Genomic DNA, 13,260 nt, shown 5'->3' on the forward strand with positions numbered 1-13,260 from the left:
TACTATTTTGAAAAATATAATAGTCGATAGAAGAATTAGCAAAGAAATAAAAAGTAATTTGTCATCAATAGGATACAATGTGATTGAATCATATAAGCATGAGTATCTCTATAGTGCTATAGAATCTCATGTCGATATATGCCTATTTTTTGATGGTAAAATATTTATTGCTAGCCCTGAATCATATGAATATTACAGTATAATTTTGAAAGGCCAAAAAATTGAGTGTGGTTCTACACGTTTATCTAAAAATTATCCTAAAGATGTTGCCTATAATGTTTCTTATATGGGTGAATACGCAATTGCAAACATTGAGTGTACTGATAAAATAGTATTAGAACAGCTAAAAAAGAATGGAACTAAACTTATAGATATTAATCAAGGTTATGCGAACTGTTCAATATGCCAAGTTGATCAAAAATCTTTAATAACATCTGATAAGGGTATATATAAAAATGTTATAGAAGAAGGGCTAGATGTATTATTAATTCAAGCTGGGCATATTGATTTATTTGATATGGACTATGGTTTTATTGGCGGTGCATCCGGAAAACTAGGAGATGAAACTATATGTTTTTTTGGCAATATAGATTTACATCCAGATGGTCAAAGTATAAGAAAATTTATAGAATATAGGAATAAGAAAATTGTTTGTTTAAGTGAGGGGAAACTGAGAGACTACGGATCTTGTATAGTTTTTTAGTAGCAATAAAAAATAATAGTATTAAATCTAAATATTTAGATTTAATAAAGATAAATATAATATTATTGTAAGTGAATTTTATAAATGGAGGAAATAATGGGAAAAGAAATAATTATAAGAATATTATTACTAGCTGTAGTAGGGGGAATAATTGGATATAGTACTAATGTAATAGCAGTGAAAATGCTTTTTAAACCACTAAATCCAATAAGAATACCAATTATAGGATATGAAATAGTGGGTTTAATACCTAAGAGAAAATCAGAAATTGCATATAATATAGGTAAAGCCGTAGGAGAAGAGTTAGTAGATTATGATGCTATTATTGAAAATTTAATAGTGGAAGATGATAAAGACAGATTAAAAGAATATGCTAAAGCTAGACTTCAAGTTATAATAAACGAAAAAATATCATTTATACCATCTATGTTTAAACCTATGATATTCTCATCAATAGATGAAATAGTAGAAAGTGAACTTGATAGAGGTTTAGATAGTTTGATGGAATTAGCTAAAGATAAAGCTAAATCTAGAATAGATATAGCCAAGATGGTGGAAGAAAAAATAAATGAACTAGACTTGATTGAACTTGAAAATATGATAATAAATTTATCTAAGAAAGAATTGACTCATATAGAAAATTTAGGATTACTGTTGGGATTTATAATTGGTATAGTACAGGGATTAATAACAGTATTTATATAAAATTAAATTATTGTAGATATTTGAAGTGGAAATACTTGTTATAAATTTAATTTTATTAATATTTTGATTATTAATAAAAAATAAATAAAATATTCTAAAAATGACTTGAAAAATAAAAAAGTATATGTTAATATTTTAAATATCATATAAATGCGATGAAAAAGGAAAAGTAAAATAAATATCATCTACAGAGAAGTTGAATCACCGGCTGAAAGTTCGACTAGACAGACTTATTTGAAAACTACCTTTGAGCAGAGTCCAGTAGCATATGTGAAAAGACTCGGTTGACTGCCTTAAAGTCTTCGAGAGGGTACTATTTTTGTACCAACTTGGGTGGAACCGCGAACACACTCGTCCCAAATTTTATATTTGGAGACGAGTTTTTTATTTACATAAATTGACTGAATTAATTAATTGTCCGGAAATTATGTATATTCAGAAGATGACGGGTAAATATGGTTTTTTTAAAAATAAAGAATTTAAAAATGTCGGAGGTTATTATGTTAAAGATTGAATTAAAAGACGGAAATATAGTGGAAGTTGAAAAAGGATCATCACTTTTAGATATAGCTAAAGGAATAAGTGATGGATTTGCTAGAAGTGTATTAGTTGGATCAATTGATGGCAAGATGGCATCACTAAATGAAAAAGTAGAAAAAGACTGTAAAGTAAGTTTCTATAAATTCGATGATGCTGAAGGTAAGGAAGTATTTAGACACACAAGTGCACATATATTCGCACAAGCGCTAAAAAGACTATATCCAGAAGCGAAAATAGCTATCGGTCCAGCAATAGAAAATGGATTTTACTATGATTTTGATTTAGATTATAGATTAGTTCCAGAAGATTTAGAAAAAATAGAAGCTGAAATGAAAAAGATAGTTAAAGAAGATTTAGATATAGAAGGATTTGAAGTTTCAAGGGAAGAAGCTATCAACATGATGGAAGAAATTGGAGAAGACTATAAAGTAGAAATGATTAAAGACCTTCCAGATGGTGAAGTGATATCAATGTATAGACAGGGTGAATTTGTTGATTTATGTAGTGGACCACATCTTCAATCAACAAAGAAAATAAAAGCTTTCAAACTTCAATCAATAGCAGGTGCCTATTGGAGAGGTGATGAAAATAATAAAATGCTTCAAAGAGTTTATGGTACTTCATTCGAAAAGAAGAAAGACTTAGATGATTATTTAAAGATGATGGAAGAAGCTAAGAAGAGAGACCATAGAAAATTAGGAAAAGAATTAGCTTTATTTATGATTCCTGATGAAGGACCCGGATTTCCACTATTCCTACCAAGAGGTACAGCATTAAAAGCTGCATTAATGAAATATTGGGAAGAAGAACATAGAAAAGCTCATTACGTAGAAATAGAAACTCCTTTAATATTAAATAGAAAGTTATGGGAGACTTCAGGGCATTGGTTCCATTATAAAGAAAATATGTATACTTTAAAAATAGATGACGAAGATTATGCGATCAAGCCAATGAACTGTCCAGGATCATTAATTCATTACAAATCTTCTTTACATTCTTATAGAGATTTTCCTATGAGAGTTGCTGAAAGAGGTAGAGTACATAGACATGAACTTTCTGGAGCATTACATGGTCTTATGAGAGTTAGAGCCTTTACACAAGATGATGCTCATATTTATTGTTTACCAGAGCAGATAAGGGAAGAAATAATTGGTGTTATAAAACTATTTGATAGAGTATATAAGAAGTTTGGATTTAACTATCATATAGAATTATCTACAAGACCAGAAGACTCTATGGGAACAGATGAAGAATGGTCAATAGCTGAAGATGGTTTAAGAGGTGCTCTTGAAGAGATGGGTGTAGAATATATACTTAATGAAGGTGATGGTGCATTCTATGGACCTAAGATAGACTTCCATCTAAGAGATTGTATAGGTAGAACTTGGCAGTGTGGAACAGTTCAGTTAGATATGCAGCTACCACAAAGATTTGATGCTACATATGTAGGCAAGGATGGAGAAAAACATAGACCGGTAATGTTACATAGAACTTGCTTTGGTTCAATTGAAAGATTTACAGGTATATTAATAGAAAACTATGCAGGTAAATTCCCTGTATGGCTTGCACCTTGTCAGGTAAAGGTAATATCAGTATCTGATAAATATGCCGAATTTGCAAATAAAGTAAATGAAGAACTATTTGATGCTGGTATTAGAGTAGAACTTGATGACAGAACTGAAAAAGTTGGATACAAGATTAGAGAAGCTCAGCTAGAAAAAATACCATATATGATAGTTGTTGGAGAAAAGGAAAGCGAAAGTGGAAATATTTCTGTTAGATCAAGAGATGAAGGTGAATTAGGAGAAATGAAGATAGAAGAGTTCTTAGAAAAAATCCAAAAGCAAATTTCTGACAGAGAAAATGTAGAAGTAGAAGTACTATAAAATAAATGATAAAAGCGCCATTAAATGGCGCTTTTATCATTTATTTAAAAAAGGACAATAAAATTATATAGATTCTCTATTTTTATCTTTTTGAGTGAAGATAGATTTTGACAATTAATATTTATAACTTTTTTCTATATTATATTGTCAAGATTATCAAAAACATTGATAAAATTTGTTTATAATTATCGTAACTATATTATAGAACTTATTTAACGAAAATGTTATACTATTAATGTATTTAGCGAAAAATTATAATATATAAGATAAATATGCTAAATGGATAGATAATAAATAACTGTAAAAATGGTGGTGACTGTAGAATGAATACTATTTATAAAATAAATGAACTTTTTGGAAAAAAAATTAATCAGAGAAAAATTGTTTCAATACTCTTAAAAATTTTTGTATTTATGCCAATATTATTTTTGATTTATAAGAGTATAAGAGCTGATAATATGAAAAATGCAATTACTATTTATTCTCTACTATCCATAATCAGTTATTTTTTAGTGTATTATGTAAAAAATAAATACATAAAATTTATAGCTATGTTTAACATGGTACTATCAGTACTTAATTTATTTTTATTTTTGACTATACCGACAGTTTTAGAGATTGCAGTATATAATAATGTCGAAGTTATAAGAGAATTAAATATCAAAGAGTTAATAAATAATACATTAATATATTTTCTATTATTTATTATTATATTCATAACTAATAGAATAGAAGCATATAAAAATAACTGAGAGTTAACTCTCAGTTATTTTTATATTTATGATATTTTATTAATTATTTGTATTTCTTTTAAAGTCTAATAATAGATTGGATTTGATTAGTATTGGTCTTAATACACTGTAAATAACCATAGCTATTATAATTGTGGTAATGGCGTTAAAAAAAGTTACTCCAGCGCTCAATTTAGCTAAAATTGAAGCTATGTCTGCTGGTTGACCTAATATATATATTTTATAGAAATATCCTACTATAGGGTCAGCAAAAACGTTAAATGTCATACCTAATATTGAAGCTATTAGTGACCATTTAAACACATATTTTTTATCTATATGTTCATTTATATGAGCTTTTTTATGAGCCACTGCACCAATTATTAATCCTATTATTAATTTTAAAATAAAAGTTTTTGGTGCCACTAATATATAGACTGGATCCATCAAATCTGCAAGAGTCATACCTATTGCACCAGCCAATCCACCATACATTCCACCTAGTAATAATGCGGCTAATACTAAAAATACATTACCAAAATGTATTGATGTTGCATCTCCACCAGGAACTGGTATTTTAATTTGTAAAAAAGTAAATGTTACAAAGCACAGGGCGGCTAATATTGCAGCTTGTGCTAATTTTGCTATTTTTTTATTATTCATTTATAATACCTCCACATAGAATCTATAATTGATTCTATATTCAAGGCAATTAAAAGTCAATCTAATAGTTAAAAGCTAAATTAAAAATAAGAGTGTATGGGTACAATGCTAGTATTTTCTTTAAATATTAATGAAGGTGAGTTATAATATAGATTAAGCAATAATGTTTAAAATTAAACCTATATTAGTTCGAGGGAAGGTTGATAAGTTTGAGTTTGATTATAAATACAGAATCCGGTTTGATTGAAGGATTTGAAGAAGATGGTATGTATAAATGGTTTGGCATACCTTTTGCAAATCCACCAATTAATGAGCTTAGATTTAAGAGAGCTGTAAAAAAAGATAGTTGGGATGGAATATTAAATTGTAGAAAAATGTCTAATAGACCATATCAATTTGGTGGTGGTATATTAGTAAATTTAAAAGAAAATGAAATAAAATCAAGTGAGGATTGCTTATACTTAAATATATGGTCCCCTAAGAAAGCCATCAAAGCCCCTGTTTTTATATGGATATATGGTGGTGGCAATCATAATGGTGAGGGTTCGGCGCCTGAATTTTCTCTTCAAAGCTTTCCAAAGGATGGAATTATAGGAGTAAACTTTAACTATAGATTAGGACCTTTTGGATTTTATGATTTTTCAAAATTAGATTCTAGCTTTGACTCTAACTGTGCGATATCTGATATGATGATAGCGATTAAATGGGTCAAAAATAATATAGAAAATTTTGGTGGAGATTCTGAAAATATTACGATATGCGGTGAATCAGCCGGTGGCACGGGAGTTTATGCAATGCTTTCTTGTCCATATATGAGAGGATATTTTAATAAAGCTATTGCAATGAGCGGCTTAGCAGGCAATATAAACACTTATAGAACACAGGAATTAAACAATGGGATATTTCTTAAAAAGTTAGGTTTAGAAAAAGATCAAGTTTATAAGTTGAGAGATATGACTTATTAGGATTTTTATCCTGCAGCACAAGAAGTATTTAAAAGAAATAATAAATTATTTCCAGGGTTATTTGTATCAGGTCCGGTAATTGATGATTTGTTACCTTATAAAGCGTGGGAAGCATTAGAATTAGGTATTTCAAAAGATGTAAAATGTATTTTTGGAACAACTAAAGATGAGGGTAACTTATTTTATATGATGAATACTATACCCAGAACATGGTTAGAAATAAAAAAAATGTTATACAGTAATAACTATGCCAATAAATTTGAAGAGTTTAAAAAAATATATGGCCATTTGAATGAAAAAAATGCTATGCAATCAATTAGTAGTGACAGGCTATTTTGGGTAGATTCGATTAAATGTACTATAGCTCAGAGTAAATATAATGACGTATATTCATATAGGTATGATTTTGTTACTTTCTTAAATGAAATTATGGAATTAGGGGCAACGCATGCTACAGATATATGTTCGGCTCTTGATACTTGGAAAGGCACAGCCTATAAGTTCAATAAATTAACTTCTAAAAAGAGACTGAAAAAAATATATGAATTTATGCATGGAGGTTTTGTTCAATTTTGTAAAAATGGAAATCCTAATGGTAATTGGCCAATGACTTGGAAAAAATATGATGAAAAGAATAAATTTACATTTATACTCAACACTAGACCAAGCATTGAATATAATCCTAATTCTAAAAAATTTGATCTATGGAAAGATATAAGTTTATATGAATGATATAAACTAGTTTTATTTTAGATAGTAGTATGTGTAGATTATTTATTTTAATGTTCTAAATCTATAATATTGTGGTATGATTATAGGGTAAAGTAATATTATAGGAGGTAAAAATGGACAGTAGAAATGATAAATGCTGGTGTGGTAGTGGTTTAAAATATAAAAAATGCCATATGAGTTTAGATGAAAAAATAAGAGAATATGAATTAAAAGGTCATATAGTACCAGAAAGATTTAATATAAAAACGGCTAAAGATATAGAAGGAATAAAAATCAGTGCAAAAGTTAATACAGGAATACTAGATTTTTTAGAAGGTAAAATAATAGCAGGAATGAGTACTGAAGATATAGATAAGTTAGTATATAATTATACTATAGAACACGATGCAATACCTGCACCTTTAAACTATGAGGGTTTTCCAAAGTCTTGTTGTACATCAATAAATAATGAAGTTTGCCACGGTATACCAAGTGAAAAAGTTATTTTAAAAGATGGAGATATTATTAATGTAGATATATCTACTATAAAAAATGGATATTTTTCAGATGCTTCAAGAATGTTTATGGTGGGGAATGTATCTGATGAAGCAAGAAAACTAGTAGAATTTACAAAAGAATGCTTAGAAAAAGGTATAGAACAAGTTAAACCTTGGGGACATATAGGTGATATAGGAGCAGCAATAAAAGAACATGCTGATGAACATGGATATTCTGTGGTTACAATGTTTGGAGGACATGGAATAGGAAATGAATTTCATGAAGAACCATTTGTTTCTCACGTTGGAAGAAGAGATACTGGAATGCTGATGGTACCTGGTATGGTATTTACAATAGAGCCTATGATTAATATTGGAAAAGCAAATGTATATGTAGATAAGGAGAATGGTTGGACATCATATACAAGAGATGGTTCACTATCAGCTCAGTGGGAACACCAAATACTTGTTACAGAGGACGGATATGAACTAATATCTTGGTAATAAATATAAAGATTAGAAAAAAATAAATATAACATATTGACAAAAAAAATGCCATGGTGTAGAATAGATAGAGTAGAAAAGAAGTAGAATCTGTTCTCACCATACGGCAAAGCTTAGTGTGGTTAATAAGTTTAAAATACAATTTATTGTATGCTATAATTATGCTTATTATGACGGATTACTATCCGTCTTTTTTATTGTATAAATTAAAAGTTACCATACCGGGTTGGAGTAGTATTCCATTTAGACTTTATTATTTTTAGAAAGAAGAGGTGTCTAGTATTAGTAAACAAATATTAATCAATGAAGAGATTAAAGTTAAAGAGGTAAGACTTTTATCAGAAACTGGAGAACAGTTAGGAATTGTATCAATTAATAGAGCTTTAGAAGCTGCTAGTGCAAAAAACTTGGACTTGGCAATGATTTCTCCAAATGCTGAGCCTCCTGTTTGCAAAATCATGGACTACGGTAAGTTTAGATACGAGCAAGCAAGAAAAGAAAAAGATGCTAAGAAAAAGCAGAAGGTTGTAAGTGTCAAAGAAATTAGATTAAGACCAGGTATTGGAGATAATGATTTAAAGACTAAATCTAATCAGGCAATTAAATTTCTACAAAAAGGAGATAAGGTTAAAGTTGAACTTAGATTTAGAGGTAGAGAATTAGGTCATAAGGACATAGGTAAAGAAGTGATGATGAGATTCATCGAATTAGTAAATGAGTTTGGAGAACCAAATAAAGCCCCAAAATTTGAGGGTAACAATATGGTTGCGATTATAGATCCAAAGAAATAGATAAAATTTGAGAGGAGGATTTTGTTATGCCAAAGATGAAAACACATAGAGGTGCAGCAAAGAGATTAAAAAGAACAGGAAGCGGAAAGCTAAAGAGAGCTAAGGCTTATAAGAGTCATATACTTACTAAGAAATCTGCGAAAACTAAGATGAATTTAAGACAGTCAACTTTAGTAAGTGATGGAGATGCAAAGAGAATAGCACAATTATTACCATACAAGTAGGATATAGATATTAGGAGGAAGTATAATGGCAAGAGTAAAGAAGGGTATGAATGCCCATAAGAGACATAAAAAAGTATTAAAGCTTGCGAAGGGATATAGAGGATCAAGAAGTAAATTATATAAGACTTCTAACCAGTTCGTAATGAAGGCTTTAAAGAATGCATATATAGGTAGAAAGCAGAAAAAGAGAGACTTCAGAAAATTATGGATACAGAGAATAAATGCTGCATGTAGAATGAATGACATGTCTTATTCTAAATTCATGAACGGTTTGAAGAAGGCTAATATAGATGTTAACAGAAAGATGTTATCTGAAATAGCAATAGCTGATCCAGAAGCATTTGCAAAATTAGTTGAAGTAGCTAAATCTAACTTAGCTTAATATCCTGAGCAGTTGTATTTTACAGCTGCTTTTTTATTGCAAGTATATATAAACAAAAAACGACCACATTGTGGTCGTTTTATATAATATTTTTGGGGGTAAAATATCCATATGTCTATAATTTAAGGGGTCTAACATCTGCCCTTAAAAGTCGTCTTTACTATTTTAGCAACATCTACAGATGTTTTAACAGTTGATTTAACTTTTTCTTTTACATCTAATACATCGGCTGCAACATCAACTGCAACGGCAGATATATCTTTGGTATTATCAAGTATACCATCTACATTTCTAGTTATGCTAGGTAAAGTAGATATAGTTAAATCTATATTCGATTCATTATTATCTAGTATTTTCTGAACTGACTTTAATAAGCCTATTACTTTAGCAAATAACATTATTAGGAAAACCAATGCTATTATACCAACTATAGCTAATATAAAGTTCAGAACTTCCATATCTATTGTAAAACTCATAAGATTCCTCCTTTATATTATTACTTATTATTTGGTAAGTGACTTATATCTTCCTTTAATACTTCAGCATCAGATTTAATGTTATTAGCAGATATCTTTATATCTTTTTTAGCTTCCTGTATATCAGCCTGTAAATTCTTTTTATCGCTTACACTTATCATTTCTTCCTGCTTATTATCTAAATAACTTTTAATTTTAGATTTTGATTCATTTAATTTGCATTTTTGTTCATCAATTATATCTTGAGTTTTATTAGCAAGTTCTTTAGACTTTAGCGTAACATCATTTGAAATTTTCTGAGCCTGTGCCTTTGCTTCTTCAGTAGCTTCCTTGGCCTTATCAACTACCATGTTTTTCTTATCTTCTGGTACTAAAAATGCACCTACTAGTAAACCAGTTGCACCTGCAAATAATCCAACTGCATTCATTTTTCTTCTTTCTTTTCTTCTTCTTTCTAATACTGCATCTTCCATTCTTCTTCTGATTCCGTCTGTGATTAACATAATATTCACTCCTTTATATTATTATTTTTTATGTTAGTATATAAAATAAACAAAAATAATTTTTATAATATAACTAACAAATTATTTTGTTTCTCTTAATCCTTATTTACCCAGCAAATTTTATTTTAAAAGTTAAATTTTAAAAAAATCAGAAAAATTTAATTTATTAGTCTTTTTTAAAAAAGAAAACACGTATTCATAAATATTTGCTTAAAGAAGGATATTATATCTTATTGTTTAATAATTTAATATTTGATATTATAGTATAAAATTTAAATTGGGTTTATAACTTTAATTTAATAAAGTTTAAAGTTTAAGAAATGTAATAATTAAAAAGGAATAAAAATAAAAATGTTGCTTTTTTGTAATATTTATATTAGAATATATAGTTGTAACGTTAAAAAGTAACAAAAAAGTTACAAATATTTATACAATAATGAAACAAAAGGAGAGTGTTATGAAAAGAACTATAACGATAGCATCGAGTATTTTATTAGGACTAAGTTTTGTAGGAGCTACAATTGATACACAAGCAAATGCATATCAAGGTACACAATATGAATATAATAAAAGTGAATTAAATAAAAAGAGAACTGGTGGAACATGGGTGAATGAAAATGGCCACTATGGATATTACAATAGATATGGGGTAAGAGTATACGGATGGGCCAAAATAGATGGAGTACAATATTACTTTGATCAAAATGGGCATAAAGTTACAGGAATATATGAGGTTGATGGTGTATCATATCAATTTAGTTCAAAAGGTGCTTATATAAGTAGAGCATATGATAGTCAAGAAAATGATACTGTTAACAATAAAAAGAATTACCAAGAAAACGATGATGACAATGTAAGTGTTAGACAGAGTAGAAATACAAAGGGTAGTTGGACTAATGAAAATGGCCACTATGGATATTACAATAGATATGGAGTAAGAGTATACGGATGGGCCAAAATAGACGGAGTACAGTATTATTTTGATGAAAATGGTCATAGTGTAAGAGGTACTACTCAAATAGATGGTGAATCGTTTGAATTTGATTCAGATGGTGCATACGCAGGTAGAACCTACTCAAAAAATAATAATTATTCAAAAAACAAAGTAAAATCTACTGAGTCAAATAAATATAAGAAAAATGAACAAGTATCAGAAGATGTTCAAGAAGTAAAAACAAATAAAAAATCAAATACTCAAAGTAAAGAAAATTACAAGAATAATACAAACTATGAAAACAAGCAAGTAAATAAAGAAAATATTACTTCAAAAGCAAATACATCTTCAAGTAAGGGTGGGTATTCAGGAAAGACTTATACATCCAATGCTACTGCATATGCAGGTGATGGAACTACAGCATCAGGTCAGGCTCCAAGATGGGGTACTATTGCAGTAGATCCAAGTGTAATACCTCTAGGATCAAGAGTGTATATACCATATTTCAATAAAGTTTTTATAGCCAATGATACAGGCGGGGTTATAAAAGGAACTAAAATAGATATATTTATGAATTCAGAAGCTCAGGCTAATGACTTTGGTAGAAGAAATTTAGAAATAGTAGTACTTGACTAATAAAAAATGATTTAAAATATGAAGCGCTTAGGTTAACCTAAGCGCTTTTGCTATAAAATTTCTTTTGAATTACTAGTAACATATAAAATATAGCTTTCATACGAACTAGTATTCTTTATTTTGTATCTTAGTTTTGATGGCAATCTAATTGAATCTCCCTTTTTTAATATAACATTGCTACCTGTATCAGAAAAAATATGAATACTACCTTTTTCCATATAAATAATTTCATCATTATTGCTTTTACCAAATGGATAAAAATTACTATCAGTGGTTGGTTTTATTGCGATTCTATACAAATCCTTACATAATTTTGATGTCTTTGTAGTAAGAAGTTGAAATTCAAATTCATCACTATAAGAATCTTTTATAATTGTTTGTTCATTAGATTTTTTCACTAAGTCTGATAGATTTATAGCTTCTTCAAACAGTGCGGCTACTGGTATACTCATGGTTCTTGCAATTGCGATTAAAACATTTAAACTGGGATTACCCATTCCACGCTCTAATTGACTAAGTAGAGCGGTACTTACACCTGAGACAGAAGAAAAATCCTTGATAGTCATATTATTTTTTTTTCTGTATTCTATTAAATGATTACCTATTTGACATATATCCATAATTAATTCCCCCCTTAAAGAATAAATTAAACAATATAATCCTTTATGCAGTAAAAATATGTACTAGCATTTGATATTATTATAACATTCTAAAAGTAAAAAATATAGTGAAAAATATAAAGAAAATGATATTTAATAGATAATAGGATGATTTTTTATAAAAAGAAAAAATATATAGAAGAATTAGTCGGAAAGCATTTGTAATATTTGTGAAAAGATAATATGTATGATAAAATATAAATTGGTTTAATGTGAACAAATGTTTTTGTAAAGGGAATGAAATGATAATATTAGGAATAGATCCAGGATTGGCTATTATTGGTTATGGCGTGATAGAATATAAAAATAGTAGATTTAGAACTTTAGATTATGGAGCTATAACTACACCAGCTGGAATGGATGTGGTAGATAGATTACAGATGATATATAATGGGATGAACCAGTTATTTAAAATGTATGATATTGATGAAGTTTCAATAGAAGAATTGTTTTTTAATAAAAATGTTACTACTGCTATTACAGTAGCACAAGCAAGAGGAGTAATCTTATTATCTTGTGTTGAAAATAATAAAGCGGTGTATGAGTATACACCACTTCAAGTAAAGCAAGGGGTATGTGGATATGGTAGGGCTGATAAGGTTCAAGTACAGAGAATGATTACTTCATTTCTAAATTTAAAAGCTGTACCAAAACCCGATGATGTTGCAGATGCACTGGCTATAGCCATATGCCATGCACATTCTAATAAGGTAGGAAAAACTCTTGATAAATTCCTTAAGAAGTAGGAGA

14 protein-coding genes, 1 pseudogene and 1 other annotated feature are annotated in these 13,260 nt (G+C 28.8%); of the genes and pseudogenes, 11 read left to right on the forward strand and 4 right to left on the reverse strand.

The features are described from left to right. Nucleotides 1–7: 7 nt before the first annotated feature. From O0R46_RS03270 to O0R46_RS03285, 4 genes are all read left to right on the forward strand, one after another. The gene (locus tag O0R46_RS03270) at nt 8–703 is read left to right on the forward strand and encodes a DUF6873 family GME fold protein (protein WP_269312150.1); all 696 of its coding nucleotides are present in this window, start codon (nt 8–10) and stop codon (nt 701–703) included. Nucleotides 704–799: 96 nt separating this feature from the next. After that, nucleotides 800–1,408, forward strand: coding sequence for a DUF445 domain-containing protein (locus O0R46_RS03275; RefSeq protein WP_269312151.1), 609 nt, complete (start codon nt 800–802; stop codon nt 1,406–1,408). Nucleotides 1,409–1,554: 146 nt separating this feature from the next. Next, nucleotides 1,555–1,770 (forward strand) — a binding site (T-box leader). Between the two features lie 138 nt (nt 1,771–1,908). Next, nucleotides 1,909–3,834: a threonine--tRNA ligase gene (gene thrS, locus O0R46_RS03280; RefSeq protein WP_269312152.1), complete on the forward strand. Its 1,926-nt coding sequence runs from the start codon at nt 1,909–1,911 to the stop codon at nt 3,832–3,834. Between the two features lie 323 nt (nt 3,835–4,157). Next, the gene (locus tag O0R46_RS03285; protein ID WP_269312153.1) at nt 4,158–4,586 is read left to right on the forward strand and encodes a hypothetical protein; all 429 of its coding nucleotides are present in this window, start codon (nt 4,158–4,160) and stop codon (nt 4,584–4,586) included. Between the two features lie 39 nt (nt 4,587–4,625). On the opposite strand, the gene O0R46_RS03290 is transcribed toward O0R46_RS03285, so the two are convergent. Continuing rightward, nucleotides 4,626–5,228, reverse strand: a complete 603-nt coding sequence (locus O0R46_RS03290; RefSeq protein WP_269312154.1) for an ECF transporter S component — start codon at nt 5,226–5,228, stop codon at nt 4,626–4,628. 266 nt (nt 5,229–5,494) lie between these two features. On the opposite strand from O0R46_RS03290, the pseudogene O0R46_RS03295 reads away from it, so the two are divergent. From O0R46_RS03295 to rplT, 5 genes and pseudogenes are all read left to right on the forward strand, one after another. Next, nucleotides 5,495–6,925 (forward strand): annotated as a pseudogene (locus O0R46_RS03295) (carboxylesterase family protein). A gap of 113 nt (nt 6,926–7,038) precedes the next feature. Continuing rightward, nucleotides 7,039–7,905, forward strand: coding sequence for a methionyl aminopeptidase (locus tag O0R46_RS03300; RefSeq protein WP_269312155.1), 867 nt, complete (start codon nt 7,039–7,041; stop codon nt 7,903–7,905). A 272-nt stretch (nt 7,906–8,177) separates the two neighbouring features. Then, entirely contained in the window at nt 8,178–8,696 is a 519-nt protein-coding gene (gene infC / locus O0R46_RS03305) for a translation initiation factor IF-3 (protein ID WP_269312156.1), read from the forward strand. A gap of 26 nt (nt 8,697–8,722) precedes the next feature. Next, a complete protein-coding gene (gene rpmI, locus O0R46_RS03310) occupies nt 8,723–8,920 on the forward strand; it encodes a 50S ribosomal protein L35 (RefSeq protein WP_269312157.1) in 198 nt (65 codons plus the stop codon). A gap of 25 nt (nt 8,921–8,945) precedes the next feature. Continuing rightward, nucleotides 8,946–9,302, forward strand: a complete 357-nt coding sequence (gene rplT / locus O0R46_RS03315; protein ID WP_269312158.1) for a 50S ribosomal protein L20 — start codon at nt 8,946–8,948, stop codon at nt 9,300–9,302. A 131-nt stretch (nt 9,303–9,433) separates the two neighbouring features. Here rplT and O0R46_RS03320 read toward each other — a convergent pair whose 3' ends face one another. Beyond that, a complete protein-coding gene (locus O0R46_RS03320; protein ID WP_269312159.1) occupies nt 9,434–9,778 on the reverse strand; it encodes a hypothetical protein in 345 nt (114 codons plus the stop codon). Nucleotides 9,779–9,798: 20 nt separating this feature from the next. Further along, nucleotides 9,799–10,281 carry a hypothetical protein gene (locus O0R46_RS03325; protein WP_269312160.1) on the reverse strand — a complete coding sequence of 161 codons (483 nt, stop codon included), beginning with the start codon at nt 10,279–10,281 and terminating at the stop codon, nt 9,799–9,801. A 457-nt stretch (nt 10,282–10,738) separates the two neighbouring features. On the opposite strand from O0R46_RS03325, the gene O0R46_RS03330 reads away from it, so the two are divergent. Further along, nucleotides 10,739–11,851 (forward strand): 3D domain-containing protein, encoded by a 1,113-nt coding sequence (locus O0R46_RS03330; protein ID WP_269312161.1) that lies wholly within the window; start codon nt 10,739–10,741, stop codon nt 11,849–11,851. Between the two features lie 50 nt (nt 11,852–11,901). Here the strand turns inward: O0R46_RS03330 and O0R46_RS03335 are convergent, their stop codons facing one another. After that, nucleotides 11,902–12,471 (reverse strand): helix-turn-helix domain-containing protein, encoded by a 570-nt coding sequence (locus O0R46_RS03335; RefSeq protein ID WP_269312162.1) that lies wholly within the window; start codon nt 12,469–12,471, stop codon nt 11,902–11,904. Nucleotides 12,472–12,752: 281 nt separating this feature from the next. Between O0R46_RS03335 and ruvC the strand changes: the two genes are divergently transcribed. Beyond that, on the forward strand, nt 12,753–13,256 hold the full coding sequence (gene ruvC / locus O0R46_RS03340; RefSeq protein ID WP_269312163.1) for a crossover junction endodeoxyribonuclease RuvC: 504 nt from the start codon (nt 12,753–12,755) through the stop codon (nt 13,254–13,256). The last annotated feature ends 4 nt before the right edge of the window (nt 13,257–13,260 follow it).

This window comes from Peptostreptococcus equinus (genome assembly GCF_027125355.1).
In the GTDB taxonomy this organism is placed as follows: domain Bacteria; phylum Bacillota; class Clostridia; order Peptostreptococcales; family Peptostreptococcaceae; genus Peptostreptococcus; species Peptostreptococcus equinus.

What these genes read in the sequence shown, in the direction of transcription:
- O0R46_RS03275 (WP_269312151.1), top strand. Translation starts at nt 800, where the DNA reads ATGGGAAAAGAAATAATTATAAGAATATTATTACTAGCTGTAGTAGGG.
- thrS (WP_269312152.1), top strand. Translation starts at nt 1,909, where the DNA reads ATGTTAAAGATTGAATTAAAAGACGGAAATATAGTGGAAGTTGAAAAA.
- O0R46_RS03285 (WP_269312153.1), top strand. Translation starts at nt 4,158, where the DNA reads ATGAATACTATTTATAAAATAAATGAACTTTTTGGAAAAAAAATTAAT.
- O0R46_RS03290 (WP_269312154.1), bottom strand. Translation starts at nt 5,228, where the DNA reads ATGAATAATAAAAAAATAGCAAAATTAGCACAAGCTGCAATATTAGCC.
- O0R46_RS03300 (WP_269312155.1), top strand. Translation starts at nt 7,039, where the DNA reads ATGGACAGTAGAAATGATAAATGCTGGTGTGGTAGTGGTTTAAAATAT.
- rpmI (WP_269312157.1), top strand. Translation starts at nt 8,723, where the DNA reads ATGCCAAAGATGAAAACACATAGAGGTGCAGCAAAGAGATTAAAAAGA.
- rplT (WP_269312158.1), top strand. Translation starts at nt 8,946, where the DNA reads ATGGCAAGAGTAAAGAAGGGTATGAATGCCCATAAGAGACATAAAAAA.
- O0R46_RS03320 (WP_269312159.1), bottom strand. Translation starts at nt 9,778, where the DNA reads ATGAGTTTTACAATAGATATGGAAGTTCTGAACTTTATATTAGCTATA.
- O0R46_RS03325 (WP_269312160.1), bottom strand. Translation starts at nt 10,281, where the DNA reads ATGTTAATCACAGACGGAATCAGAAGAAGAATGGAAGATGCAGTATTA.
- O0R46_RS03330 (WP_269312161.1), top strand. Translation starts at nt 10,739, where the DNA reads ATGAAAAGAACTATAACGATAGCATCGAGTATTTTATTAGGACTAAGT.
- O0R46_RS03335 (WP_269312162.1), bottom strand. Translation starts at nt 12,471, where the DNA reads ATGGATATATGTCAAATAGGTAATCATTTAATAGAATACAGAAAAAAA.
- ruvC (WP_269312163.1), top strand. Translation starts at nt 12,753, where the DNA reads ATGATAATATTAGGAATAGATCCAGGATTGGCTATTATTGGTTATGGC.